This is a genomic window from Streptomyces sp. NPDC004788 (assembly GCF_053601115.1).
The window spans coordinates 154,167-180,063 of record NZ_JBSGBF010000005.1 but is presented as its reverse complement, the minus strand read 5'-3'; the positions used below and the strand labels follow the sequence as shown (position 1 = coordinate 180,063).

Annotated in this window: 25 protein-coding genes; 10 read left to right on the top strand and 15 right to left on the bottom strand. The window is 72.5% G+C overall.

The annotated features are described in order from the left end of the window. Positions 1–76: 76 nt before the first annotated feature. Complete coding sequence (locus tag ACWEJX_RS04980) at positions 77–925, bottom strand: siderophore-interacting protein (RefSeq protein WP_451606114.1); 849 nt, start codon at positions 923–925, stop codon at positions 77–79. Between the two features lie 89 nt (positions 926–1,014). Then, the gene (locus ACWEJX_RS04975; protein WP_451606125.1) at positions 1,015–1,920 is read right to left on the bottom strand and encodes a 5'-3' exonuclease; all 906 of its coding nucleotides are present in this window, start codon (positions 1,918–1,920) and stop codon (positions 1,015–1,017) included. Between the two features lie 241 nt (positions 1,921–2,161). Between ACWEJX_RS04975 and ACWEJX_RS04970 the strand changes: the two genes are divergently transcribed. The 4 genes from ACWEJX_RS04970 to ACWEJX_RS04955 all read left to right on the top strand — a co-directional run bounded on the left by ACWEJX_RS04970 (position 2,162) and on the right by ACWEJX_RS04955 (position 6,626). Then, on the top strand, positions 2,162–3,379 hold the full coding sequence (locus ACWEJX_RS04970) for a quaternary amine ABC transporter ATP-binding protein (protein ID WP_451606113.1): 1,218 nt from the start codon (positions 2,162–2,164) through the stop codon (positions 3,377–3,379). Further along, the gene (locus ACWEJX_RS04965) at positions 3,372–5,171 is read left to right on the top strand and encodes an ABC transporter permease/substrate binding protein (RefSeq protein ID WP_451606112.1); all 1,800 of its coding nucleotides are present in this window, start codon (positions 3,372–3,374) and stop codon (positions 5,169–5,171) included. The genes ACWEJX_RS04970 and ACWEJX_RS04965 overlap by 8 nt, the downstream gene beginning before the upstream one ends. Positions 5,172–5,316: 145 nt before the next feature. Further along, a complete protein-coding gene (locus ACWEJX_RS04960; RefSeq protein ID WP_451606111.1) occupies positions 5,317–5,868 on the top strand; it encodes a helix-turn-helix domain-containing protein in 552 nt (183 codons plus the stop codon). Between the two features lie 35 nt (positions 5,869–5,903). Beyond that, positions 5,904–6,626 (top strand): helical backbone metal receptor, encoded by a 723-nt coding sequence (locus ACWEJX_RS04955; RefSeq protein ID WP_451606124.1) that lies wholly within the window; start codon positions 5,904–5,906, stop codon positions 6,624–6,626. Here ACWEJX_RS04955 and ACWEJX_RS04950 read toward each other — a convergent pair. After that, positions 6,553–7,710, bottom strand: a complete 1,158-nt coding sequence (locus ACWEJX_RS04950; RefSeq protein ID WP_451606110.1) for a TDT family transporter — start codon at positions 7,708–7,710, stop codon at positions 6,553–6,555. The genes ACWEJX_RS04955 and ACWEJX_RS04950 overlap by 74 nt on opposite strands. A gap of 70 nt (positions 7,711–7,780) precedes the next feature. On the opposite strand from ACWEJX_RS04950, the gene ACWEJX_RS04945 reads away from it, so the two are divergent. Further along, complete coding sequence (locus ACWEJX_RS04945; protein ID WP_451606109.1) at positions 7,781–8,728, top strand: LysR family transcriptional regulator; 948 nt, start codon at positions 7,781–7,783, stop codon at positions 8,726–8,728. A gap of 19 nt (positions 8,729–8,747) precedes the next feature. Here the strand turns inward: ACWEJX_RS04945 and ACWEJX_RS04940 are convergent, their stop codons facing one another. Together ACWEJX_RS04940 and ACWEJX_RS04935 are read right to left on the bottom strand one after the other, a co-directional pair. Further along, entirely contained in the window at positions 8,748–10,376 is a 1,629-nt protein-coding gene (locus ACWEJX_RS04940; RefSeq protein WP_451606108.1) for an amidohydrolase, read from the bottom strand. 37 nt (positions 10,377–10,413) lie between these two features. Further along, positions 10,414–11,070, bottom strand: a complete 657-nt coding sequence (locus tag ACWEJX_RS04935; protein WP_451606107.1) for a TetR/AcrR family transcriptional regulator — start codon at positions 11,068–11,070, stop codon at positions 10,414–10,416. Between the two features lie 69 nt (positions 11,071–11,139). Here ACWEJX_RS04935 and ACWEJX_RS04930 point away from each other — a divergent pair, with 69 nt between their 5' ends. After that, entirely contained in the window at positions 11,140–12,585 is a 1,446-nt protein-coding gene (locus ACWEJX_RS04930; protein ID WP_451606106.1) for a purine-cytosine permease family protein, read from the top strand. On the opposite strand, the gene ACWEJX_RS04925 is transcribed toward ACWEJX_RS04930, so the two are convergent. From ACWEJX_RS04925 to ACWEJX_RS04915, 3 genes are all read right to left on the bottom strand, one after another. Next, entirely contained in the window at positions 12,569–13,258 is a 690-nt protein-coding gene (locus tag ACWEJX_RS04925; RefSeq protein ID WP_451606105.1) for a gamma-glutamyl-gamma-aminobutyrate hydrolase family protein, read from the bottom strand. The two genes, ACWEJX_RS04930 and ACWEJX_RS04925, sit on opposite strands and share 17 nt — an antisense overlap. A 30-nt stretch (positions 13,259–13,288) precedes the next feature. Continuing rightward, on the bottom strand, positions 13,289–14,767 hold the full coding sequence (eat, locus tag ACWEJX_RS04920) for an ethanolamine permease (RefSeq protein ID WP_451606104.1): 1,479 nt from the start codon (positions 14,765–14,767) through the stop codon (positions 13,289–13,291). A 108-nt stretch (positions 14,768–14,875) separates the two neighbouring features. Continuing rightward, positions 14,876–15,604 carry a FadR/GntR family transcriptional regulator gene (locus ACWEJX_RS04915; RefSeq protein ID WP_451606103.1) on the bottom strand — a complete coding sequence of 243 codons (729 nt, stop codon included), beginning with the start codon at positions 15,602–15,604 and terminating at the stop codon, positions 14,876–14,878. A 78-nt stretch (positions 15,605–15,682) separates the two neighbouring features. On the opposite strand from ACWEJX_RS04915, the gene ACWEJX_RS04910 reads away from it, so the two are divergent. The 3 genes from ACWEJX_RS04910 to ACWEJX_RS04900 are packed head-to-tail and all read left to right on the top strand — an operon-like array spanning position 15,683 to position 19,227. Next, positions 15,683–17,047, top strand: a complete 1,365-nt coding sequence (locus tag ACWEJX_RS04910) for a glutamine synthetase family protein (protein ID WP_451606102.1) — start codon at positions 15,683–15,685, stop codon at positions 17,045–17,047. An 8-nt stretch (positions 17,048–17,055) separates the two neighbouring features. After that, on the top strand, positions 17,056–18,429 hold the full coding sequence (locus ACWEJX_RS04905; protein ID WP_451606101.1) for an aldehyde dehydrogenase family protein: 1,374 nt from the start codon (positions 17,056–17,058) through the stop codon (positions 18,427–18,429). Positions 18,430–18,435: 6 nt separating this feature from the next. Next, positions 18,436–19,227, top strand: a complete 792-nt coding sequence (locus tag ACWEJX_RS04900; protein WP_451606100.1) for a 3-oxoacyl-ACP reductase — start codon at positions 18,436–18,438, stop codon at positions 19,225–19,227. A gap of 208 nt (positions 19,228–19,435) precedes the next feature. On the opposite strand, the gene ACWEJX_RS04895 is transcribed toward ACWEJX_RS04900, so the two are convergent. The 3 genes from ACWEJX_RS04895 to ACWEJX_RS04885 all read right to left on the bottom strand — a co-directional run bounded on the left by ACWEJX_RS04895 (position 19,436) and on the right by ACWEJX_RS04885 (position 22,562). Continuing rightward, positions 19,436–19,978: a DinB family protein gene (locus ACWEJX_RS04895; protein ID WP_451606099.1), complete on the bottom strand. Its 543-nt coding sequence runs from the start codon at positions 19,976–19,978 to the stop codon at positions 19,436–19,438. A 98-nt stretch (positions 19,979–20,076) separates the two neighbouring features. Then, positions 20,077–21,546 (bottom strand): aldehyde dehydrogenase family protein, encoded by a 1,470-nt coding sequence (locus ACWEJX_RS04890; protein ID WP_451606098.1) that lies wholly within the window; start codon positions 21,544–21,546, stop codon positions 20,077–20,079. 143 nt (positions 21,547–21,689) lie between these two features. After that, positions 21,690–22,562, bottom strand: coding sequence for a helix-turn-helix domain-containing protein (locus ACWEJX_RS04885; RefSeq protein ID WP_451606097.1), 873 nt, complete (start codon positions 22,560–22,562; stop codon positions 21,690–21,692). Positions 22,563–22,931: 369 nt separating this feature from the next. On the opposite strand from ACWEJX_RS04885, the gene ACWEJX_RS04880 reads away from it, so the two are divergent. Then, positions 22,932–23,435, top strand: coding sequence for an ATP-binding protein (locus ACWEJX_RS04880; protein ID WP_403793779.1), 504 nt, complete (start codon positions 22,932–22,934; stop codon positions 23,433–23,435). 72 nt (positions 23,436–23,507) lie between these two features. Here the strand turns inward: ACWEJX_RS04880 and ACWEJX_RS04875 are convergent, their stop codons facing one another. From ACWEJX_RS04875 to ACWEJX_RS04860, 4 genes are all read right to left on the bottom strand, one after another. Continuing rightward, positions 23,508–23,720, bottom strand: a complete 213-nt coding sequence (locus tag ACWEJX_RS04875) for a DUF397 domain-containing protein (RefSeq protein WP_403794872.1) — start codon at positions 23,718–23,720, stop codon at positions 23,508–23,510. Between the two features lie 166 nt (positions 23,721–23,886). After that, positions 23,887–24,567, bottom strand: a complete 681-nt coding sequence (locus ACWEJX_RS04870; RefSeq protein WP_451606096.1) for a hypothetical protein — start codon at positions 24,565–24,567, stop codon at positions 23,887–23,889. Beyond that, positions 24,564–25,118, bottom strand: coding sequence for a SigE family RNA polymerase sigma factor (locus ACWEJX_RS04865; RefSeq protein ID WP_451606095.1), 555 nt, complete (start codon positions 25,116–25,118; stop codon positions 24,564–24,566). Before ACWEJX_RS04865 ends, ACWEJX_RS04870 begins: the two co-directional genes overlap by 4 nt. 110 nt (positions 25,119–25,228) lie before the next feature. After that, on the bottom strand, positions 25,229–25,792 hold the full coding sequence (locus ACWEJX_RS04860; RefSeq protein WP_451606094.1) for a hypothetical protein: 564 nt from the start codon (positions 25,790–25,792) through the stop codon (positions 25,229–25,231). Positions 25,793–25,897: the final 105 nt, after the last annotated feature.

Sequence of the window (25,897 nt, the reverse complement as noted above, 5' to 3'; positions counted from 1 at the left end):
CCCGGGTATGGGCCGCGTAAAGCCCCCGGGGGCGGAGGCCACCGGCCTCCGCCCCCTGGGGCTCGCACTCCGCGCGTCAGCTCTCCTGCTCGCGCTCCACCTGCTCGTTCCACTCGCGCTTGATCGCGCGCCACGCCTCGTCCGTCTTGCCGAGCCGCCAGTAGCCCGAGATCGACAGCCGCTCGCGCGGCACCTCGCGGTCGATCCGCAGATGCCGGCGCAGCTCCTTCACGAAACCGGCCTCGCCGTGCACGAAGACGTGCACGTCCCCGGCCGGGAAGTCGAGCCCGCGCACCGCGTCGATCAGCGCCTCGCCCACCGGACGCGAACCCCGGTGCAGCCAGGTGACCTCCACGCCCGCCGCGGTCGCGAACTTCTGCTCCTCCGACGCGTCCGCGACCTCCAGGAAGGCGTGCACCACCGCCCCCTCCGGCAGCCGCTCCAGGGCGGTCGCGATCGCCGGCAGGGCGCTCTCGTCACCGGCCAGCAGATGCCAGTCGGCGGCCGTGTCCGGGGCGTAGCCGCCGCCGGGGCCGAGGAAGCGGATCGTGTCGCCCGGCTGCGCCCGCGCCGCCCACGGACCGGCCAGGCCCTCGTCGCCGTGGACCACGAAGTCCACCGTCAGCTCGCGCTGCGCCGCGTCCCAGGCCCGCACCGTGTACGTCCGGGTCGTCGGCCACTGCTCGCGCGGGAACTCGGCACGGATCCGCTCCATGTCGAACGGCGCCGGATACTCCACGCCCTCCGGCGCGAAGAGCAGCTTCACGTAGTGGTCGGTGTAGTCGCCGGTCTCGAAGGTGTCGAGCCCCGGGCCGCCGAGCACCAGGCGCACCATGTGCGGGGTGATCCGCTCGGTGCGGATCACCTGGGCCTCGTAGGCCCGCGGGGCCTTGCGGGCGGGCTGTGCGGCGGGCTGTTCTGCCACGGCGGTCTCCCCCGTTTTCGATTGCGTGCTTAGGTTTGCCTAAGCTAGCACCTGGGGCGAAGCGGCGGCAGGCCGCTCCGGACCGGTGCTCAGCGCGCGAGGACCGGCAGCAGCCGCCCCACCGCACCGCCGAGCCCCCACCGCTCCACCAGGGCCGCCAGCGCCTCCGGGTCCCGGGGCGCCGACGGCAGCGCGGCCGAGAACTCCGGCAGCGGCACGTCCCGCGCGACCCGCACCACGGTCGGGGCCACGTCCAGGTACTCCGCGGCCTCCGCGATGCCGCGCCGCTTCGCCGGGGTCAGCTTCGACGTCCGGTCGGCCGCCGCCGCCCGGACCCCCGCCAGGTCCCCGTACTCCGTGATCAGCTGCGCCGCCGTCTTCTCGCCGATGCCCTTCACCCCCGGCAGGCCGTCGCTGGTGTCCCCGCGCAGCGCCGCGAAGTCCGCGTACCGGTCCGCGCGCACCCCGTACTTCGCGAGGATCAGCTTCTCGTCCACCAGATCGCAGTCGCCCACGCCCTTGCGCGGATACAGCACCCGCACCCCGCGCGCGTCGTCCACCAGCTGGAACAGGTCACGGTCGCCGGTGACGATGTCCACCGGGCCCGGCGCCCGCTCGGTCAGCGTGCCGATCACGTCGTCCGCCTCGAAGCCGGCCGAGCCGACCCGGGCGATGCCGAGCGCGTCGAGCACGTCGACGATCACCGGCACCTGCGGCGACAGCGTGTCCGGGACCTCCTCCACGTCCGGCCCCGACTCCGTCACCTCGGCCACCCGGTGCGCCTTGTACGAGGGGATCAGGTCCACCCGCCACTGCGGGCGCCAGTCGTCGTCCCAGCAGGCCACGAGGTCGTCCGGGCGGTGGTCCTGCACCAGCCGGCCGATGAAGTCGAGCAGCCCGCGCACGGCGTTCACCGGCGTCCCGTCCGGCGCCCGGACCGAGTCCGGCACGCCGAAGTACGCGCGGAAGTAGAGGCTGGCGGTGTCGAGGAGCATCAGGCGTCGCGTCACACCCCGATCATGCCGCACCCCACCGACAACAACCCCCATCAGGCGTGACGCCAGTCACCTTCGCGTTTGCACAGACTCGGCCCGGGCAGGTTCGGGCCCGGAGCGAACCCGGTACCGGATTCAACGAACGAATCCGGTACGTGACGGGCCGCGCGGGCAGATCCCGCCACGCTCCACGGCCCGGCAGCTGCGGGGGTGGCGGGCCGTTTTCGTTGCTACCCGTGAGGTGTATGTGTCCAGGCTCCAGGCCGACCATCTGTACAAGGTGTTCGGCAGACGACCCGACGAAGCAGTCCGCAAACTCGCCGAAGCCGGCGCCGACCGGGACGCCCTGCGCTCCGACGGCACCACGGCGGCCGTCATCGACGCGTCCTTCACCGTCGAGGCAGGCCAGATCTTCGTCGTCATGGGTCTGTCGGGGTCCGGCAAGTCCACCCTCCTGCGCATGCTGAACGGTCTGCTTCCGCCCACCGCCGGGCGCGTCCTCTTCGACGGCCGCGACCTGACCGCGCTCGCCCCGCGCGAGCTGCGCGAGGTCCGCTCCACGAAGATCAGCATGGTCTTCCAGCACTTCGCGCTCTTCCCGCACCGCAGCGTCCTGGAGAACGCCGGCTACGGCCTGGAGGTCCAGGGCGTCCCGCGCGCCGAGCGCGAGAAGCGCGCCGCCGAGGCCCTGGAGCTGTGCGGGCTGGCCGGCTGGGAGAAGTCCTGGCCCGACGAGCTGTCCGGCGGCATGCAGCAGCGCGTGGGCCTCGCCCGCGCCCTCGCCACCGACGCCGACGTGCTCCTCATGGACGAGTCCTTCAGCGCGCTCGACCCGCTGATCCGCCGCGACATGCAGGACCAGCTGCTCGTGCTCCAGCAGAAGCTGAAGAAGACGATCGTCTTCATCACCCACGACCTCAACGAGGCCATGCGCCTCGGCGACCGCATCGCCGTCATGCGCGACGGCCGGATCGTCCAGCTCGGCACCGCCGAGGACATCCTGGTCCGCCCCGCCAACGACTACGTAGCCTCCTTCATCCAGGACGTCGACCGCACCCGCGTGCTCACCGCCGAGTCCGTCATGACCGACGGCTCCGTAGCCCCCGAGGACTGCCCGCCCGGCTGCGGCTGCGCCCCGGTCGCCCCCGAGACGCCGCTCGCCGAGCTGTGCGCCGTCTCCGCGCGCTGCCTGCACCCCGTGGCCGTCGCCGACAGCGACGGCGAGATCCTCGGCGTCGTCGCCCAGGACCGCCTCCTCGGCGTCATGGGCGGCCTCGACGCCGACGTACACCCCGGCCCCAAGAGCGGCCCCAAGAGCGCCGGCTCCGAGAGCGCCGGCTCCGAGAGCGCCGGCTCCGAGAGCGTCGGCTCCATGAGCCCCGGCGCCGACCGCCGCCCCGACGGCAGGATCCCCACAGCCAGGAGCCGCGCCGACCAGGAGGTGATCAGCCATGCCTAGGCTTCCCCTCGGCCAGTGGGTCGACAGCACCGTCGACTGGCTCCAGGCCCAGCTCTCCTGGCTCTTCGACGCGATCAGCGCCGGCGTCACCGGCCTCTACGACGGCATCGACGCCGTCCTGTCCGCGCCCCAGCCGCTGCTCTTCGCCGGCATCCTCGCCGTCGTCGCCTGGTGGCTGCGCGGCATCGGCGCCGGCGTCCTCGCCTTCGCGGCCTTCGCGCTCGTCGACTCGATCGAGCTGTGGGACGACGCCATGTCGACGCTCTCCCTCGTGCTCGTCGCCACCCTCGTCACGCTCGTGATCGCCGTACCGCTCGGCATCTGGGCGGCCCGGTCCAAGACCGTCAGCGCCGTGCTGCGTCCCGTCCTGGACTTCATGCAGACCATGCCGGCGATGGTCTACCTCATCCCCGGCATCATCTTCTTCGGCGTCGGCGTCGTCCCCGGCATCATCGCCACCATCGTCTTCGCCCTGCCGCCCGGCGTGCGCATGACCGAACTCGGCATCCGCCAGGTCGACGGCGAACTCGTCGAGGCCGCCGAGGCGTTCGGCACCACCCCGCGCAGCACCCTGCTGCGCGTCCAGCTGCCGCTCGCCCTGCCGACCATCATGGCCGGCGTCAACCAGGTCATCATGCTCGGCCTGTCTATGGTCGTCATCGCCGGCATGGTCGGCGGCGGCGGGCTCGGCGGCGCCGTCTACCGCGCCATCGGCAACGTCGACATCGGCCTCGGCTTCGAGGCCGGCATCTCCATCGTCATCCTCGCCATGTACCTGGACCGGATGACCGGAGCCCTCGGCCGCCAGGTCTCCCCGCTCGGCCGCCGCGCCGCCGCCAAGGCCCGCGCCGCGCGCGCCGCCCGCGCCGGCGCCAGGATCTGGGGCCACCGCCCGCAGCCCGTCACCGCCCTCGTCGGCGTCGTCGTCCTCGCGCTCGTCGCCGGCGGCACGGGCTTCCTGGGCGGCGGTGCTTCTTCCACTGCCGCTACCGGCAACGGCAACGGCAAGAAGATCACCCTGGGCTACATCCCCTGGGACGAGGGCATCGCCTCCACCTACCTCTGGAAGGAGCTCCTGGAGCGCCACGGCTACCGGGTCGACACCAAGCAGCTGGAGGCCGGCGCCCTCTACACCGGGCTCGCCGGCGGCCAGATCGACTTCCAGACCGACGCCTGGCTGCCCGTCACCCACGCCCAGTACTGGGCGAAGTACCGCAACAAGCTCGAAGACCTCGGCTCCTGGTACGGCCCGACCTCCCTGGAACTCAGCGTCCCCTCCTACATGAAGGACGTGAACACCCTCGCCGACCTCAAGGGCAAGGCAGGGCAGTTCGGCGGCCGCATCGTCGGCATCGAGCCCAGCGCCGGCATGATGGGCATCCTCAAGGACAAGGTCATGAAGGACTACGGCCTGGAGGGCGAGTACAAGGTCGTCGACGGCTCCACGCCCGGCATGCTCGCCGAGCTGAAGCGCGCCTACGACAAGAAGCAGCCGATCGCGGTCACCCTCTGGTCGCCGCACTGGGCCTACTCGACCTACGACCTGAAGAAGCTCAAGGACCCCCGGGGCAGCTGGGGCAAGGGCGACGGCGTCCACACCCTCGCCCGCAAGGGCTTCGCCGCCGAGAACCCCGAGGTCGGCGCCTGGCTGAAGAAGTTCAAGCTCAGCGAGCGGGAGCTCACCGGCCTCGAAGCCGTCATCCAGCAGACCGGCAAGGGCAAGGAGCAGCAGGCCGTCCGCGCCTGGCTCGACAAGAACCCGGGCATCGCGGAGCGGCTCGCCCCGCAGTAGATCCGGTTTCGTTGCGGAACGGGGTGGTCGCCGAGGGTGTTCGGCGGCCACCCCTTTTCGCCACGACGCGAAACCCCGGCCCAAAGCTGCGTAAGGTTCAGGTAACCGACCAGTACACCCGAGGCACACGAGGGAGGGGGCCGACATGGACGACAAGGAGTCGCTGCGCGTGGGCGCGGCCGTCAAGAGGCGCCGCCGGGCGCTCCAGCTCACCCTGGCCGTCGTCGCCCAGCGCAGCGGCCTGTCCGTGCCCTTCCTCAGCCAGGTCGAGAACGAGCGCGCCCGCCCCAGCGACCGCTCCCTCCAGCTCGTCGCCGTGGCCCTGGAGACCACCGCCGCCGAACTGCTCGCCGCCGCCGAGGCCGCCCGCACCGTCGACGTCGTCCGGGCGGACGAGGAACTGTGGGAGATGCCCCCGGGCGTGCGGCCGCTGGTCCGCGGCCGGCACCAGCTGCAGGCCCTGGAGTTCACCGGCGAACAGGACGCCGGCCGCGAATTCCTGCACCGCAACGACGAGTTGCTGTACGTCGCCGACGGCGCCGTCGAGGTCGAGGCGGAGGGGCGGGCCTACCGGCTCGACCGTGGCGACAGCCTCTATCTGTCCGGCGGGGTGCGGCACCGCTGGCGGGCCACCGCCGCCGGCACCCGGCTCGTCTTCGTCTCCGTCGCGGACCACATCGAGGCCGCGGAAGGGTGAGCGGACGCGTGCGGGGACGGGTGGGCGACGCGGGCTTGCGGGTTGTCTCGCTGGTGCCCTCGTTGACGGAGGCGGTCGCCGTCTCCGCGCCCGGGGTCCTCGTCGGCGTCACCGACTGGTGCACCCGTCCCGCGGACCTCGCGGGCGCCGTACGCGTCGGCGGCACCAAGAACCCCGACGTGGCCGCCGTCACCGCCCTCCGGCCCGATCTCGTCATCGCCAACGAGGAGGAGAACCGGGCGGCCGACCTCGACGCGCTGCGGGCCGCCGGAATCCCGGTGCTCGTCACCGAGATCCGCGGGCTCGACCAGGCGTTCGCCGAGCTGGAGCGGGTGCTCGCGGCCTGTGGCGTACGCGGCCGGCCCGGCTGGCTCGACGCCGCCGAGGCGGCCTGGGCGGACGTCCGGCCGTACGGCCCGCCGCGCACCGCCGTCGTGCCGATCTGGCGCCGCCCCTGGATGGTCCTCGGCCGCGACACCTTCGCCGGTGACCTGCTCTCCCGGCTCGGGGTGCGGAACGTGTACGCCGACCACGCCGAGCGCTATCCGCGGATCGCCCTCGACGAGCTCAACGCCGCCGCGCCCGACCTCGTCGTCCTGCCCGACGAGCCCTACCGCTTCACCCGCGACGACGGCCCCGAGGCGTTCCCCGGGGCCGCCGCGGCGCTCGTCGACGGCCGCCACCTCACCTGGTACGGGCCGTCACTGGCCGAGGCCCCCGCGTCACTGGCCCGGGCCCTGCGAGCAGCGCACCGCTGAACAGGCCGCGCAGGGTGTGCGTGCCGGCCACCAGCCAGGCCGCCACGAGGAGCCCGTACAGACCGATCGCCAGCCAGCGGAACACGGCGAGGCCGGTGTGCTGCGCAAGGCCCTCGGCGCCCGTCACACACGTCCCGACGGGGAACGTGAACGCCCAGAACGTCATCGCGAAGCCCATGCCCCGGCGGCGGGCCCGCAGCACGAGCGCCGTGGAGAGCGCCAGCCACAGCAGCGCGAACCCCAGCACCGGGACCCCGTACAGCACCGCGAACACCGCGAAGCCCTGGTCGTACGGGGCCGGCAGCACGCCCTTCGCGGCGTCGGCGAACTTGTTCACGGCCGTCGTCGACTGGCCGAGCGGCCCGAGGACCAGGAACAGGGTGGGAGTGAGGGCCAGCGGGAGCGGACCGCCCATGACCAGCTGGCCGAAGACGAGGGGCAGCATGACCAGGACCGCGAGGAGGCTGACGCCGAACAGCCCGTGACAGAGGATCAGCAGCGTCTGCTGCGCCTGGCCCCGGGGGAGGTGGGGGAGCAGGAGCGGGCCGACGGCCGCGGACACCATGGGCGCCACGACCGGGAGCAGCCACACGGGCGACGCCTCGGTGATCCGGTGGCGCGCCACCATCAGATACGGCACGGCCACGGCCGCCGCCAGGCCGATCACCGTGCCCGCCGTGAACAGCACCGTGTCCAGCGCCACCGCCGCCGGCAGCCCGATCCAGTCCCGGCCCACGATCATCGTCCCGCCGCCGACCGCGAGCAGCGCCATCGACAGACACCCGTAGAACGGGGCCACGGCGGGGTCCAGGAGATGGGCGCGGGCCTGGTCGCGGTGGTGCGTCCAGTGCAGGGCGCGGGCGCCGAGCAGCGTCAGGAGGGCGAGCAGGGACAGCGCCCAGACGGCCGCGCAGGCCGTGCGCAGCCCGGGCACGTCCAGGGGGAGAGCCGCTCCCGCGTTCGCGATGACGGCGGTGCCCATGATCGAGGCGTACCAGTTGGGGCCGAGGTGACGGACCCCGGTCCATCGCACGCCGGGGGTGGTGGCGCCGGGGACCGACTGAGGGGGAGCGAGTGTTGCCATGCCGCCACTTTTTCGCCTGATCATGGCCCCCACCAGGGACATTGCCGCTATGAGGTCATAAGCTGACGTTATGAGCAGCGCGCCGACGCCGAGTGACGTCCCCCCAGGCCTCCTGTCCCACCGGGTCCCCGACCTCGGCGCGCTCGAACTGCTCCTCGCCGTCGCCCGGCACGGCAGCCTCGGCCGCGCCGCCCGCGAAGTCGGCATCACCCAGCCCGCGGCGAGCAGCCGCATCCGCTCCATGGAGCGCCAGTTGGGCGTCGCCCTGGTCGACCGCTCGCCCCGGGGCTCGCGGCTCACCGACGCCGGCGCGCTCGTCACCGACTGGGCGCGGCGCATCGTCGAGGCGGCCGAGGCGTTCGACGCGGGCGTCCAGGCGCTGCGGGGACGGCGCGATTCGCGGCTGCGGGTCGCCGCGTCCATGACCATCGCCGAGTATCTGCTGCCCGGCTGGCTCATCGCGCTGCGCGCCGAGCGGCCCGGCACCGCCGTCTCCCTCCAGGCCGGGAACTCCGCCGCCGTCGCCGAACGGCTCCTCGCCGGCGACGCCGACCTCGGCTTCGTCGAGGGCCTCGCCGTGCCCGACGGGCTCGACGGCGCCGTCGTCGCCCACGACCGGCTCCTCGTCGTCGCCGCCCCGTCCCACCCCTGGGCACGGCGGCGCAAGCCCATCGACCCGGCCGAGCTGGCCGCGACGCCGCTGGTCCTGCGGGAACGGGGCTCCGGGACGCGCCAGGTCCTCGACGCGGCGCTGGCGGGGCACGGAGGGCTGGCGGAGCCGCTCCTCGAACTCGCCTCCACCACGGCCGTCAAGGCGGCGGCGGTGAGCGGCGCCGGGCCCGCCGTCCTGAGCGAACTCGCCATCGCGGAGGAACTGGCCTCCCACCGGCTGGCCGCGGTGCCGGTGGCGGGCGTCGTCCTGCGCCGCGACCTCCGCGCGGTGTGGCCCGTCGGCCACCGCCCGACGGGCCCGGCACGGGACCTGCTGTCCCTGACGAGGGCGCGCCCGACGGGGTGACGCCGTGTGGGCGAGGCTCTCAGACGCTCTCGCTCCGGTACGTCACCCTGCCGTCGACCGTCGTCAGGACGACCGGGACGTCCGGGAGGTCCGTCGCCTCCGTCGTCAGCGGGTCCGCCGCGAGGACCGTCAGGTCGGCCCGGTGTCCCACGGCCACGCGGCCCGCCTCGTGTTCCTCGCCCGCGGCGAACGCCGCGTTGACCGTCATGCCGCGCAGCGCCTCCAGGGCCGTGAGGGCCTGGTCGGGGCCGTGCGGGGGCTGGGTGAGGTCGCGGGCGGGGCGGCGGTGGCGGGCGCCGGCCATCACGCCGAGGGGCGGGAAAGGGGCGATCGGCCAGTCCGAGCCGAGGACGACCGTGGCGCCGGAGTCCCACAGGTCACGGCAGCGCCACGCCCGCGCCGCCCGCTCCTCGCCGAGGCGGCGCGACCAGTTGTCGGTGTGGTCGGCGCGGGTGAAGTCGCAGCAGTGGGTGGGCTGCATGGAGGCGAGGACGCCCAGCTCGGCGAAGCGGTGCAGGGTGTCGTCGGGGACGGTTTCGATGTGCTCGACGCGGTGCCGTGCGCGGTGTCCCGCCGAGCCCGTCGCCTTCTCGACCGCGTCGAGCGCGTGACGTACCGCCGCGTCGCCGATCGCGTGGGTGGCGGTGGGCACGCCCGCCCGGTGCAGTTCGCCGATGACGCGGGTGTACGCCTCCGGGTCCGGCCAGAACGCGTGCGTGGACTCGCCGTGGCAGTCGGGCCGCTCCAGCCACGCGGTGCCGTTGTCGATCGTCCCGTCCATGAAGAGCTTCACGCCGTCGACCCGCCACAGCGCCCCGCCCCGGCCCTGCTGCTCGACGAGGGCGCGGATCCCGTCGGCGTCGGTGCCGGGCTGGCACCAGGGCGCCACGCGGAGGCGGAGCGGAAGGTCGCCGGCCGCGTCCAGTTCGGCGAGCAGGTCGAGGCTGTCGCCGTTGGCGTCCATGACGTGGCCGCCGGTGAGGCCCGCAGCCGCCATGGAGCGGAGGGCGCCGGCCAGCCGCTCACGCTGCTCCGCGCGGGTCGGTCGAGGGGCGACCCGCTCGACCAGCTCGCAGGCCGCGTCCTCCTGGAGCAGGCCCGTCGGGCGGCCCCGCTCGTCGCAGACGATCTCCGCCGACGCCTGGTCGAAGGTGCGGGGGCGGTCGATTCCGGCCAGGTCGAGGGCGCGGCGGCTGGCGAGTGCCGAGTGGGCGTCGAAGAGGAGGAGGAAGGCGGGGATCCCGTCGAGGACCGTGTCGAAGGGGCTGATGCCCACGGGTCCGCCGGCGAAGACGTTCGGGTCGAGGCCCCAGCCGAAGAGCCAGTCCCCGCGGCCGAGGTCCCGTACGGCGTCGGCCAGGGCCTCGCGCACGTCCGCCAGGTCCGTGCAGGTCGAGAGGTCGAGGCCGTGCGTCAGTTCGGCGCCGGTGACCGGATGGAGGTGGCCGTCGACGAGGCCGGCGGTCACCACGGCGCCCTTGAGGTCGACCACCTCGGTCCCGGCGCCCGCCAGGGCGCGGATCTCGCGGTCGTCGCCGAGCGCGGCGATCCGTCCGTTCCCGGACACGGCGAGCGCCGTCTCCGGCAGGAACGCGCCGGTGCCGGGGTCGAGCAGCCGGGCTGAGGACAGGACGAGACGGGTGCGCACGGGGACTCCAGGGGCGTTACGGACAGGTGGGAGCGGGTCAGTGGGGCAGCGCGGTCGCCTCGCGGTCCAGGGTGCCCGCCGGCAGGCCCAGCTCGCGTTCCGCCGTCGTCACCGCCATCCGCCGCACCGCCTCCGGCAGTTCGTCGCGGTCGTGGTGCTCGGTGTTCGCGTGGGCGCCCAGGCCGTCGAGGACGACCAGGATCTGGATCGCGGTGACATGCGGGTCCGGCGTGCGGAACTCGCCGCGCGCCACGCCGTCGCGGATCAGCCCTTCGAGCCGTTCGTCGGAGGCGCGTTCCTGTTCGGCGACCCGGTCGCGCAGCACGGGCCGGTAGCGGCTGAGGTGGCGGGCGTTGATCCAGAGGCGGCTGATGTCGTCGTACGACTCGCCCGAGGACAGCGCGAAGTAGCGCGCCAGGTACTGCGTGGGTGTGCCGTCGGGGCGGTGCGCCGGCAGCAGGGCGTCGAGCTCGCCGGTGGCGGCGGTGCCGAAGGCCTCGGCCACCAGGTTCTCGACGGAGGGGAAGTAGTGGCTGATCAGGCCGGGCCGCACGGCGAGCTCGTCGGCGATCCGCCGCAGGGTCACGCACTCCAGGCCCTCGGTGAGGGCCACGGCCGCGGCCGCCTCGACGATCTCCGCGCGGCGGGCCTCGGGGGACTTGCGAACTCGTTTGCGCTGGACGCTTGACGACATGGGGGCGATGCTATTGAGTGTGCGACCAATAAGCAACCAGGTGTGCACGACATGTGTCCGGAGGGCCGTATGGCGTCCAGTAATCCCGCACCGGAATCCCGGCCGTACGAGGTCCCGGGCGTCGACGTGCCCACCCGGATCGAGTCCCACGGCATCGACCACATCCCCGACACCGAGCGCCACGGCCACCCGCGCGAGCTGTTCGCCGTCTGGGCCGCCGTCAACGTCAACTACCTGAGCCTCGTGGTGGGCGGCGCGCTGGTCCTGATGGGACTCGGCCTCGGCCAGGCGCTCGCCGTGATCGTCGTCGGCAATCTGTTCTGGCTGCTCGCCGGCGTCCTCGCGATCTCCGGCCCGGCGGCCGGCGCGCCCAGCGAGGTGATCACCCGGGCCATGTTCGGGGTGCGCGGCAACCGCGTGAACAACGCGGTGACCGGCTGGATGATCTCCGTCTGCTACTTCGCGCTCAATCTGGCGGCCGGCGCCGGAGCCGCGTTCGCCCTGGTCGAGGAGGTGGGCATCCCCGCCTCGACCGGCGTGAAGGTTGTCGTCGTGCTCGTCGTCGCCGCGGTCACGCTCGCCATCAGCGTGTACGGGCACGCCCTGATCGTCCGCCTCTACCTGCCGATCACCCTCGCCCTGACCGCGGTCTTCGGCATCGTCGCCTACGACGTGCTGCGGCACGCGGACTTCCACTACGCGCCGGACGCGCCGCTGACCGGCACCGGCCTGTGGGCCGCGCTCCTCGCGGGCGTCACCCTGATCGCCGCCGGCCCGCTCTCGTACACCACCAGCGCCGACTTCTCCCGCTACCTGCCGACGACGAGCTCGCCGAAGGCGGTCCTCGGCTGGACCGCCTTCGGCGGCTTCCTGTCGAGCGTGCTCGTCTGCTCGCTGGGGGCGCTCGCCGCGACCGTCGTCGACATGTCGGATCCGCAGGCCGGGCTGCGGACCCTGCTGCCCGGCTGGTTCAGGCCCTTCTTCCTGCTCGCGCTCGTCCTCGGCACCGTCGCGATCAACGCCATGACCGCCTACAGCGCGGGCCTCGCCCTCCAGGCCGTCGGCCTGCGGATCCGCCGCTCGCGCAGCGTGCTCGTCGACGGCACGGTCTCCGTCGCGCTCACCCTGTACGCGCTGTTCGTCTCGGACTTCCTGGACACCGTCAGCAACGTCGTCGAACTCACCGTCGTGCTGCTCGGCCCGGCGATGACCGTGTACGCGGTCGACATCAGGCTGCGGCGCAACCGCTACGACGGCCGGGCGCTGATGGACGAGACACCGGCCGGGCCCTTCTGGTACGTGGCCGGGGTCAATCCGGCGGGTGCCGTCGCCGTCCTGGTGGGGGCCGGTGCGGCGGCGCTGTGCGTCGACACCGCCTACACCGGCCCGGTGGCCCGGCTCGTCGGCGGGATCGATCTGTCCATGCCGGTCGGCATGGTGCTCGCCGGGGTGCTGTACGCGCTGCTGATGCGCGGCCGGGTCACGACCGGAAGCCGGGTCACGACCGGAAGGTGACCGCCGCCTCCACCAGGCCCCGCATCACCTGCGTGTCCTCGCCCATCTCGGGGTGCCACTGGACGCCGAGGACCCAGGCGGGGGAGGGCAGTTCGATCGCCTCGATCGTGCCGTCGTCCGCGTGGGCCGAGGCGAGGAGGTTCTTGCCGAGGATCTCGACGCTCTGGTGGTGGTAGGTCGGGACCTCCGTCCGCTCGGGGGCGAGGGCGGCGTAGCGGGTCCCGGGGACCGGGGTGACCGGGTGGCGGCCCATCACGCCGACCGCCTCCGTGTGGCCGTCGACATGCTGGACGAGGGTGCCGCCGAGGGCCACGTTCAGGAGCTGCAGGCCGCGGCAGATGCCCAGCAGCGGCGTGCCGGCGTCGAGGGCCGCGTCGATCAGGGCGAGCTCCCAGCCGTCCCGGTCCCGGGCCGGCGGGCCGGTACGGGGGTCGGGCTCGGCCCCGTACCGTACCGGCTCCACGTCCGCGCCCCCCGCGATCACCAGGCCGTCGAGCCGGGCCACCGCCTCCGCCGCCACGGCCGGGTCGTCCGGCGGCAGCATCACGGCGAGCCCGCCGCTCGCCTGCACCAGGCGCGGGTACGCGGCCGGCAGCAGCGCCGCCGGCAGGTCCCACACCCCCCACCGGGCCTGGTTCAGATAGGTCGTCACGCCGATGAGCGGCTTGGACACGGATTCCTCCGGAGTGCGGTGCGGGAAGGGTCAGCGTTCGAGTTCGGCCTCGGCCGCGGCGAGCGCCGCGAACTCCTCCTCGGGCGCCTTCGCCACCAGGTGGTGGCGACTGTAGAACGCGAAGTAGGCGAGGGCGATCACATAGACGCCGAGTGCGATGAACGCCGCGTCCTTGTCCACCAGGAAGGTCGCCACCAGGGCCGAGATGGCGAGCACGAAGGCGACCGAGGAGGTCGCCACACCGCCGGGCGTGCGGTACGGGCGGGCCAGTCCCGGCTCACGGCGGCGCAGCACGATGTGGGAGAGCGCCATCAGGGCGTACGAGATGGTCGCGCCGAACACCGCGATGTTCAGCATCCGGGCCCCGTTCCCGGTGCCCGCGGCGAGCGCGAAGCCGATCGCGCCCGGGATCAGCAGCCCCAGGTACGGCGACTTGCGGCGGCTGGTCAGGGACAGGAAGCGCGGCAGGTAGCCCGCCCGGGACAGCGCGAAGAGCTGGCGCGAGCCCGCGTAGATGAGCGAGAAGAAGGAGGCGACCAGGCCCGCCAGGCCCGCGTAGTTGACGAAGCGGCTGAGCGCCGTCGGCGCACCGTCGCCCTGGAGCGCCACCACCAGCGGATTGCCCGCCTCCTGCACGGCCGCCGCGCCGCGCGCCCCGGTCGCCGCGAAGAAGGTCACCACGGCGAGCAGCACCAGGATGCCCATGGAGAGCGAGAGGGCCCGCGGCATCGAGCGCACCGGGTCCTTGGCCTCCTCGGCGGCCAGCGGCACGCCCTCGACGCCGAGGAAGAACCACATGCCGAAGGGGAAGGCGGCCCAGATGCCGAGGAGCCCGAACGGCAGCCAGGAGTTCGAGCCGGTGGCCGCCTTGTCGACGGGGATGTCGTCGAGGCCCGAGACGTGGAAGTCGCTCAGCGCGCCCAGCGCGAAGACCAGGAGCGCGGCGACGGCGACGGCGGTGACGATCAGGCTGAACCGCAGCGCCTCGCCCACGCCCCACAGATGGATGCCGATGAAGAGCGCGAAGCAGACCAGATAGACCGGCCAGCCCGACTCCAGGCCGAAGAGGCCGAGGGACTCGACGTAGTCGCCGATGAAGATGGAGATGGCGGCGGGCGCGAGCACGTACTCGATGAGGATGGCCGTGCCGGTGAGGAAGCCGCCCCAGGTGCCGAGCGCGCGCCGGGCGAAGCCGTAGCCGCCGCCCGCCGTGGGCAGGATGGCGGACAGCTCGGCGAGCGAGAAGACCAGACAGGCGTACATCGCGCCCATCAGGACCGTCGCGATGGCGAGGCCGCCGAAACCGCCCTTGGAGAGGCCGATGTTCCAGCCGGAGTAGTCGCCGGAGACGACGTACGCGACGCCGAGTCCGGTCAGGAGCAGCCAGCCCGCGCTGCCGCGGCGCAGGGTCCGGCGCTCCAGATAGTCGTCACTGGTGTTTCCGGTGGTGCTGGTGTTTCCGGTGGTACTGGTGGTGCCTGCGGTGCTTGAGGTGTCTTCCAGCGTCATGGCAGCGGTCAGCTCCCCGCAACGGGCCCAATGGATTGGTGCCATACCTTTGCGTCGTCGGGGTGGGCGGCGCAAGACCCCCGCGTTACGTTCCGGTTACGCGCCGGGTCAGGTGAGGAAGCCGCGCAGCAGTGCCGCCGTGCCCGCGCAGTGCTCCCGCATCACCTCGCGCGCCGCGTCCGCGTCCCCCTCCAGGACCGCCTCGACCAGGGCCTCGTGCTGGTGCTGGGAGTGCTCCAGATTGCGCACGAGCAGCGGGATGCAGTCGAGCAGGTCGTTCACCGTCGCCCGGACGGCCGCGTACTGCGCGGTCAGCGTCGGCGACCCGGACAGCTCCGCGAGCGTCAGGTGCAGCAGCGTGTCCTGCCGCCGGTAGTCCGCGAGCTGCGCGTCGTGCGTCGCCGCGAGCGCCGCCCGAAGGCGCCCCGCGCCCTCCTCGTCCAGGCCGTGCGCCGCGCAGAGCCCGGCCGCGCCCACCTCCAGGACCTCGCGGAAGCGCAGCGTGTCCTCCACGTCGACCGCCGCTATCCGGCGCCGCAGCTCCGCCTCGTCCGCGGTCTGCGGGCGCCGCAGCACGAAGGTGCCGCCGTACCGCCCGCGCCGGCTCTCCACCAGGCCCTGCTCCTGGAGGACCTTCAGGACCTCGCGCAGGGTGACCCGGCTGATCCCCATCCGGTCCGCGAGCTCGCGCTCGGCCGGCAGCCGCTCGCCGCCCGGCACCAGTCCGAGCCGCACGACCTGGAGGATCTGTTCGAGGGCCTCCTCGAAGCCGTTGCCCGCCCGCACCGGCCGCAGCACGGGCGTCAGCCGGTCCGCCGATTCACTCGTACTGGCCACCTTGTCGTTTCCCCTTCCCAAGCAATGGTCCTGAGCAATACCTTATGGCTCCCGGCACGCCGAAGGAGGAGTAATCCCGTGGCAGACCGCACACCCCCGCTCACCGTTGACGAGCTCCGCTCACTCGTCGCGAGCGGCGAGATCGACACCGTCGTCCTGGCCTTCCCCGACATGCAGGGACGACTCCAGGGCAAGCGGTTCGCCGCCCCGTTCTTCCTGGACGACGTCCTCGACCACGGCACCGAGGGCTGCAACTATCTTCTGGCCGTCGACACCGAGATGAACACCGTCGACGGCTACGAGATGTCCTCCTGGGACCGCGGCTACGGCGACTTCGCCATGCATCCCGACCTCAGCACCCTGCGCCGCGTCCCCTGGAACGAGGGCACCGCCATGCTGATGGCCGACCTCGCCTGGGCCGACGGCAGCCCCGTCGTCGCCGCCCCGCGCCAGATCCTGCGCCGCCAGCTCGACCGGCTCGCCGCCCTCGGCCTCACCGCCCACGTCGGCACCGAGCTGGAGTTCATCGTCTTCAAGGACACCTACGAGCAGGCCTGGGACGCCCACTACCGGGACCTGACCCCGGCCAACCAGTACAACATCGACTACTCGGTGCTCGGCACCGGGCGCATCGAGCCGCTGCTGCGCCGCATCCGCAACGAGATGGCCGGCGCCGGCCTCACCGTCGAGTCCGCCAAGGGCGAGTGCAACCCCGGCCAGCACGAGATCGCCTTCAAGTACGCCGAGGCCCTCGTCACCTGCGACCAGCACGCCGTGTACAAGACCGGCGCCAAGGAGATCGCCGCCCAGGAGGGCTGCTCGCTCACCTTCATGGCGAAGTACAACGAGCGCGAGGGCAACTCCTGTCACATCCACCTCTCCTTGCAGAACGCGGACGGCGTGAACGTGATGGCGGGCGAGGGGCCAGGGGGGATGTCCGAGACCATGCGGCACTTCCTCGCCGGGCAGCTCGCCGCCCTCAGGGACTTCTCGCTGCTCTACGCGCCCAACATCAACTCGTACAAGCGGTTCCAGCCCGGCTCCTTCGCCCCCACGGCCGTCGCCTGGGGCCCCGACAACCGGACCTGCGCCCTGCGCATCGTCGGCCACGGGCGCTCCACCCGCTTCGAGAACCGCGTCCCGGGCGGCGACGTCAACCCGTACCTCGCCGTCGCCGGACTGATCGCCGCCGGCCTGTACGGCATCGAGCAGCGCCTCGAACTCCCGCCCGCCTGCACCGGCAACGCCTACACCGCCGACTACGAGCACGTCCCCACCACGCTCCGCGAGGCCGCCGAGCTCTGGGAGAACAGCGAGATCGCCAAGGCCGCCTTCGGCCCCGAGGTCGTCGCCCACTACCGCAACATGGCCCGCGTCGAACTCGACGCGTACGACGCCGCCGTCACCGACTGGGAACTGCGCCGCTCCTTCGAACGCATGTGAGGAACGACTTGCCGCACGAACTGCACGTCCTGAACCCGGCGACCGAGGAGGTCGTCGCCACCGTCCCCGCCGCCACCCCGGCGGACGTCGACGCCGCCGTCGCACGGGCCGGCGCCGCCCAGCGGTCCTGGGCCGCCGTCGCGCCCGCCGACCGGGCCCGCGCACTGCGCCGCTTCGCCGCCGTCGTCGACGCCCACATCGAGGAACTCGCCCTCCTGGAGGTCCGCGAGGCCGGCCACACCATCGGCAACGCCCGCTGGGAGGCCGGCAACGTCCGCGACCTGCTCGACTACGCGGCCGGCGGAGTCGAACGCCTCAACGGGCGGCAGATCCCGGTCCCCGGCGGCCTCGACATCACCATCCTCGAACCGCTCGGCGTCGTCGGCGTCATCGCGCCCTGGAACTTCCCCATGCCGATCGCCGCCTGGGCCACCGCACCGGCGCTCGCCGCCGGCAACGCCGTCGTCCTCAAGCCCGCCGAGACCACCCCGCTCACCGCCCTCCGGCTCGCCGAGCTCGCCCTGGAGGCCGGACTGCCCGAGCACCTCTTCCAGGTCCTCCCCGGCGAGGGCCCGGTCGCCGGCACCGCCCTCGTCGAACACCCCGGCGTCGCCAAGGTCGTCTTCACCGGTTCCACCCGGGTCGGCAAGGAGATCATGGCCAGGGCCGCCGGGCAGGTGAAGCGCGTCACCCTCGAACTCGGCGGCAAGAGCCCCAACATCGTCTACGCCGACGCGGACCTGGACGCCGCGGCCGCCGCCGCCCCGATGTCCTTCCTCGACAACAGCGGCCAGGACTGCTGCGCCCGCACCCGCATCCTGGTGCAGCGCTCCGTCTACGACCGCTTCCTGGCGCTGCTCGCCCCCGCCGTCGAGGAGATCGTCGTCGGCGACCCCCTCGACGAGCGCACCCAGATGGGCCCGCTCATCTCCCGCGCCCAGCTCGACCGCGTCCGCTCCTACGTCACGGACGCCACCGAGAAGGCGACCGCCATCCGCGGCAAGGCGCCCGAGGGCCCCGGCTTCTGGTTCCCGCCGACCCTCCTCACCGACATCGCCGAGGACGCGCCCTGCGCCGTCGAGGAGGTCTTCGGCCCGGTGGCCGTCGTGCTCCCCTTCGACGACGAGGCCGACGCCGTACGGCTCGCCAACGCCACCCCGTACGGCCTGTCCGGCTCCATCTGGACCCGAGACATCGGCCGCGCCCTGCGCACCTCCCGCGCCGTCCGGGCCGGCAACCTCTCCGTCAACTCCCACTCCAGCGTCCGCTACTGGACCCCGTTCGGCGGCTTCGGCCAGTCCGGACTCGGCCGCGAACTCGGCCCGGACGCCCTGACCGCCTTCACCGAAACCAAGAACGTCTTCATCAGCACGGAGGCCTGAGCACCCATGAGCAACGAGACCACCGACATCGTCTGCCGCCGGCTCGTCGGCCGCACCGCCGTCATCACCGGCGCCGGCAGCGGCATCGGCCTCGCCACCGCCCGCCGACTCGCCTCCGAGGGCGCGAACGTGGTCTGCGGCGACATCGACGAGCGGGCCGGCAAGGCCGCCGCCGAGGAGGTCGGCGGCACCTTCGTGAAGGTCGACGTCACCGACCCCGAGGAGGTCGAGAACCTCTTCAAGGTCGCCTTCGACACCTACGGCTCCGTCGACATCGCCTTCAACAACGCCGGCATCTCGCCGCCCGACGACGACTCCATCCTGGAGACCGGCCTCGAAGCCTGGAAGCGCGTCCAGGACGTCAACCTCACCTCCGTCTACCTGTGCTGCAAGGCCGCCCTGCCGTACATGCGGCGCCAGGGCAAGGGCTCCATCATCAACACCGCCTCCTTCGTCGCCATCATGGGCGCGGCCACCAGCCAGATCTCCTACACCGCCTCCAAGGGCGGCGTGCTCGCCATGTCCCGCGAGCTCGGCGTGCAGTTCGCCCGCGAGGGCATCCGGGTCAACGCCCTGTGCCCGGGGCCGGTCAACACCCCGCTGCTCCAGGAGCTGTTCGCGAAGGACCCGGAGCGCGCCGCGCGCCGCCTGGTGCACATTCCGGTCGGCCGGTTCGCCGAGGCCGAGGAGATCGCCGCCGCGGTCGCCTTCCTCGCCAGCGACGACTCCTCCTTCATCAACGCCACCGACTTCCTCGTCGACGGCGGCATCTCCGGCGCGTACGTGACCCCGCTCTAGGGGGTGTCTTGTCGATCAGGCCGGATCAGGGAGCGGCGTCTGGTGCCGTGCATCGCAAGGCGGAGGAGGGAGTCCATGCGGAGCATCGGCGACCGACGACAACGCGGCGAGGCGCGGTGCCAGGCGTCGCGAGCCCGGCATGATCGGCGAGACACCCCCTAGCCCTTCCGGATCTTGCCGGGCTCCCGACGCCCGGGGCCGGGACCCGCTAGGAGGACTTCTTCTCCAGCTCGATCAGCTCGAAGGAGCCCTTGCCGTCCAGGGACTCCCGGATGATGTCGGCGTGCCCGGCGTGCCGGCCGGTCTCCTGGATCAGGTGCAGCAGCATCCAGCGGACCGAGACCCGCCCGTCCTTCGGGAACCAGGGCGCCTCGGGCAGCGGGAAGGTGTCGTCGAGGCTGGGCACGGTCAGGACGAACTCCTCCGTCTGCTTCGCCACGTCCGCCATGAAGGCGATCGTTCCCTGGAGGGTCTCGTCGCCGACGAGCTTGAAGCTCTCGTGCCAGGTCGACTCGTCGCGCCGGTGCGGGTTCGGCTGCTGCCGGGCCATGTACAGCCAGTTGAGCTCGGCCTCGGCGGCGTGCTTGATCAGGCCGGAGAGGCTGAGCTCGCTGGCGCTGGGACGGCTCGCCGCCTGCTCCTCGGTGAGGCCGAGGGACGCGCGGACGATCGCCTCGCGCTGGGCCCGCAGGAAGTTGAGGAACGCGCCGCGCTCATCGCCGGGCTGCTCCGCGGGAACAAGAGCCACCATGTTGTCCACCCTCCGTAGGTCGGTCGTGCCGGGTTTCCCCGGCACCGACCAACTTACGGAGCCATTAGGTCAGATGCCGTCCTAGTAGGCGAGTGTCCCTAGAACGGGAACCGGCTGCGACCGTGCTGGATCGAGATCCACTTCTGCGTCGTGAACGCCTCGATCATCGCCTCGCCGTTGAGCCGCCCGATGCCCGAGCGCTTCTCGCCGCCGAACGGCACGATCGGCTCGTCGTGCACGGTGCCGTCGTTGATGTGGATCATGCCGGTGTGGATGCGCTTGGCGACCCGGACACCGCGCTCGATGTCGCCGGTGTGCACGGCGCCGCTGAGCCCGTACGGGGTGTCGTTGGCGATCCGTACGGCCTCGTCCTCGCCGTCGAACGGGATGACCAGGGCCACCGGGCCGAAGATCTCCTGGCTGAGGACGGGCGCGTCGGCGGCGATGCCGGTGAGCACGGTCGGGGAGACGAGGCTGCCCTCGACCGAGCCGCGCAGCAGCGCGGTCGCGCCGCCGGCGACGGTCTGCTCGACGACCGCGGCGACCGCCTCGGCCTGCTGGTGGTTGATGAGCGGGCCGATGTGGGTGGCCGGGTCGGCCGGGTCACCGACCCGCAGGGTCTTCACCTTGGCGACGAACTTCTCGGTGAACTCCTCCGCGACGCTGCGGTCCACCAGGATCCGGTTGGCGGCCATGCAGACCTGCCCCTGGTGCACGAAGCGGCTGAAGACGGCCGCGTCGACGGCGTAGTCGACGTCGGCGTCGTCGAGGACGATCAGGGCGCTGTTGCCGCCGAGTTCGAGCACGGCGTGCTTGAAGTGCTGGGCGCAGACGGTGGCGACGTGGCGGCCGGTGCGGTCGGAGCCGGTGAAGGAGATGACCTTCGGGACCGGGTGGGTGAGCAGCGCGTCGCCGATCTCGGCGATGTCGGTGACGACGACGTTCAGCAGCCCGGCCGGCAGGCCGGCCTCCTCCAGGACCTTGGCGACGAGGGTGCCGCCGCAGACCGGGGTGTTCTGGTGCGGCTTGAGGACGACGGCGTTGCCGAGGGCGAGCGCCGGGGCGACCGACTTGATGGAGAGGAGGAACGGGAAGTTGAACGGCGAGATGACGCCGACGACGCCGACCGGCAGGCGGTAGACGCGGTTCTCCTTGCCGTCGACGGGCGAGGGCAGGATGCGGCCCTCGGGGCGCAGCGCCAGCTGGACCGCCTCGCGCAGGAACTCCTTGGCGAGGTGCAGCTCGAAGGCGGCCTTGAGGCGGGTGCCGCCCAGCTCGGCGACGATGACCTCGGCGAGCTCCTGCTCGCGGTCCTCGACGATCCGCAGCGCCCGTTCGAAGACGAGCCGGCGGGTGTACGGGTTGGTCTCGGCCCACTCGGCCTGGGCGCGCTCGGCGGCCCGGTAGGCGCGGTCGACCTCGTCGGCGGTGGCGACGGTGATCGCGGCCAGCTTCTCCCCGGTGTACGGGTTGAAGTCGATGATGTCCCACGAGCCGCTGCCCGGCTTCCACTCGCCGTCGATGTACTGGTGCGCCAGTTCGGTGAAGTAGGACGTCGGCGTCGTCATGGAACGAGACCCCTTACCCGCCCGCGGTGGCGGACGTCGGCAAATCGGCAAGAGACGGCTCCGCCGCGGTACGCAGCCGTACGCAGCTCTGCGCAGCCACAGTCACAGCCGTCTCACTGATGTGCCGTCATCGTACTGACGTATCAGGAGAGTTGGAGGAGTCCTCGGAGAAGATCACGGCTTTCCGCGGGATCCGGGCTGTCCTCGGCGAGCCTTTCGAGCACCCGGCCGTACTGGGCGACCTCCTCGCGCTTGTCGAGGTAGAGGGCGCCGGTCAGCTGCTCCAGGTAGACGACGTCGGACAGATCGGACTCGGGGAAGCTGAGCATCGTGAAGGCGCCGCTCTCGCCCGCGTGGCCGCCGAAGCTGAAGGGCATCACCTGGAGCGTGACGTTGGGATGCTCGGAGATCTCGATGAGGTGCCGCAACTGGCCCTGCATCACGGCCCGGTCGCCGTACGGGCGGCGCAGCGACGCCTCGTCGAGGACGGCGTGGACGTGGGGGGCGTTCTCGGCGACGAGAACCTTCTGGCGCTCCAGGCGGAGCGCGACGCGGCGCTCGATCTCGGCGTGCGGGGCGTCGGGCATGCCGCGGGTGACGACGGCGTGGGCGTACGCCTCGGTCTGCAACAGGCCGTGGACGAACTGGACTTCGTATATGCGGATCAGGGAGGCGGCGCCCTCCAGGCCGATGTACGTCTGGAACCAGCCCGGCAGGACGTCGCCGTAACTGTGCCACCAGCCGGCCAGGTTGGCCTCGCGGGCCAGTCCGAGCAGCGCGCCGCGCTCGCTGTCCTCGGTGACTCCGTAGAGCGTGAGCAGATCCTCGACGTCCCTGGCCTTGAAGCTCACCCTTCCCAACTCCATACGGCTGATCTTGGATTCGGACGCCCGGATCGAGTAGCCGGCGGCCTCCCGGGTGATGCCGCGCGATTCGCGCAGCCGCCTCAACTGGGAGCCCAGCAGGATGCGGCGCACCACGCTCCCGCTCGCCCCGCTCGATTCGCCTGCCGTCACGGCTCCAGCCTCCCCTTCACGGTGCTGCCCTGATGCCCTTCTCGCTGTCGAGCCCCCGTGGAGTCCCCGCCGAGTCCGCGCCGAGTCCCCGCTGAGCCCCGGATTCTGCCACTAAACGCTTCAGCGCGTACACATTCGATTACGGATAGGGGACCGGTTCCGGGCACCTTCAGCAGAAGGGGTGGACGACTTATGCACAGAATCGGCACGTGGCGGGACAGGTCCGGCGCGTGCACGTGCATCTGCCCTTGCATCCCTTCGGCGCATTCGGAACCATGGTGCCCGCGCAGCCGCGTACTCGCTCGTGTTGCCGCACCGTTGTCGCACCAGTTGTCGCACCACACGTCGCGATTCCCGGGAGTGCCTCGCATGGGGACGAACACATCGACCATGCTCGAGCCGTTACGGCAGGGGCTTCCGCCGATCGATCCCGCGAGCGTCTCCAACTCGGCCTCCTGCGCGCTCCCGCCCCGTTACGAAGCGGTGCGCGGCGCCCGGAAGTTCACCAGCCAGACGCTCCGCAACTGGGACCTCGACGAGCGCTTCGACGACGTGGCGCTGGTGGTGTCCGAGCTGGTCACCAACGCGCTGCGGCACGCCGTGCCGTCCGGCCCCGAGCCGGCGCCGGAAGACGGCCAGAACCCGCCCGTGCGGCTGCACCTCATGCGCTGGGCCTCGCGCCTGGTGTGCGCCGTGCGCGACCCCAGCCGGGAGAGCCCGGAGGCCCGCGAGGGCGGCGAGGACTTCGCGGCCGAGTCGGGCCGCGGCCTGTTCCTGGTCGAGTCGTTCAGCGACAGCTGGGGCTGGCACCCGCTCGCGGGCACGCTGCACGGCAAGGTGGTGTGGGCGCTGTTCCGGCTGGGTCCGGAGTAGCGCTCGGACACCTGGACATACGGAGAGGGCCCCGGTGGCGAACGCCACCGGGGCCCTCTCGTACGTTCTCCCTCAGACCAGGTGGTCGAACTCCCCGGCCTTCACGCCCGCGAGCATCGCCTCTATCTCGGCGGGCGTGTAGACGAGCGCGGGGCCGTCGGGGTGGCGCGAGTTGCGCACGGCGACGTTTCCGCCCGGCAGCTTCGCGAACTCCACGCAGGCGCCCTGGGAGTTGCTGGCCCGGCTCTTCTGCCACACGACACCGCGAAGCTCCGTGGCCGCCATGCCGTTGTACGCGTGGTGCGCGTGGTGCACTGGTAGCTCCCCGAGTTCATGGTGCAGGTGTCAACTTCCTCGGATCATAGCTGTGTTCATATGCCTCTGCATGAGCAGACGCACGAGCAGATGCACGTGCACGAGGGGTGGCGTAGCGACTACGCGACTCAACGTGTTACCGGCCGGTCGGTGTTCCGGGGAGGTCGGCGAGGCGGGCGCCCTTCCGGTCGTAGAGCACGACGGTCGGGTCGGTGACGGCGCTGTGGACGTACCAGACGCCCCAGCCCGGGCGGCCCGGGAGTTCGAGGAGGGCCGCGGTGGTCGTACGGCCGTCCGGGCCGCGGAGTTCGACCCGGCCGGCGTCGCGGGTGCCGTAGTAGAGGCCCGAGTGGAAGGCGCCGGAGGCGTTGCCCTCCGACTGGTGCGAGATCCCCGGGTGGGCCGTGTCGAGGTTGCCGTCCGCGACGCTGCGGGAGTTCTCGACGCCGTCGGGCCCCTTCCAGAACTTGCCCTCGGACGTCAGCCACACCGTCCAGCCCCGGCCCGCGGCCACGCGCTCCCCGGGCCGTACGACCCGGACGGGCGTGGCGGGCGGAGTGGACGCGACCGGGGCGGGGGCGGGGGCGGACGAGGCCGCCGCCGCCCGGCGCTCCACGGGGCGGTCGGGACCCGGCAGGGACAGGGCCGTCACGGTCGTCACGCCCGACACCGCGAGCACCGTGAGCGCCGCGACGGTGACCGTCCGGCGGCGCCGCAGCGCCCGCCCCCGGCGCCGGACGGCCGCCAGCGGCACCGGACCCGGGGTGATGTCCCGCACGGCGTGCGCGAACAGGTCGCGGAGCTCGTCGTCCTTCATCGTCGCACTCCGGTGGGGGCTGTGGGGTTCGTGGGCGTGGTGAGGCCGGGGTGGTTCCGCAGGGCCGCGAGACCGCGCCGGGCGTGCGTCTTGACCGTACCGATCGAGCAGTCGAGGACCGTCGCGATCTCCTGCTCGCTCAGGTCCTCCCAGTAGCGCAGCACCATCACCGCCCGCTGCCGTGCCGGCAGGTCCGCCAACGCGCCCATCAGCGCGGTGCGTTGCTCCACCGCGTCGGCGTGCCCCGCGTACGCGTGCCGCAGCGGTTCCGGGAGGACCGGGGTCAGCAGGTGCGCGACCCGCTTGCGGCGTAACCGGCTGAGGTTGTTGTTCACCAGCGCGCGCCTCACGTACAGGTCGATCTCCGCGCGCGGGACGCGCCGCCAGCGGCCGTACACCTTGGCGAGGGTCGTCTGCACCAGGTCCTCGGCCTCGTGGAAGTCGCCCGTCAGGAGCTGCGCCGTGCGCACCAGGCGCGGCCAGGCGGCGACGGCGAACTCGGCGAAGCCGTCGTCGCCGTCGTGGGAGGCGGGTGCGGGTGCGGGTGCCACGGTGACGGACCTCGTGCTCGTTGCGGTGGACAGGGGCAGGGCCCGCCCCGTGCCGGGCCCTGCCTGTCCGTCCCGGGCCGTGCAAGTGCCCGGAGTCGCGTGCATGTGCGTCAGAACGGCGGGAGCTCGGCCAGCAGGCGCCCGCCGCGGTCGTACAGCGAGACGCGGACGCCGTCGGAGGTGCCGTCCCGGTGGGCCGGCAGGGTGACGTACCAGACGCCCCAGCCGGGGCGGCCCGGCAGTTCGAGGAGGGTCGCGGCGGTCTTGCGGCCGTCCGCACCGGTCAGGACGACCTTCCCGGCCTTCCTGGTTCCGTAGTAGAGCCCGGAGTGGAAGGTGCGGGTGGCGTCGCCCTCGGACTGGTGGCTGACGCCGGGCTGGGACGGGTCGATGTTGCCGTCGACGACGCTGCGGAAGTTCTCGAAGCCGTCCGGGCCGGTCCAGTGCTTGCCCTCGGGCGTCAGCCACACCGTCCAGCCGCCGTCGGCGTCGACGCGCTCGCCGGACCGGACGACCTGGACGGAGGGAGCGGGCGCCGCGGTCGCGGACCGGGCCGCGGGGGCGGCATGCGTGGCGAAGGCCGCGGCATGCGTGACGGAGGTGGCCGCGAGGGCCGGCGTGGCGGTCAACATGGCGACCGCGACCACGGCGGCGGCCACGAACTGCTTCTTCATACGAGTGCTCCTGGGGTCTGGAATTCCGGTGAGGGCCCCTCATCCCTTCCAACTCCCGCCACGGCCCGCACGGATGACATGGACGGCCGGCAATCTCGGCGCCCC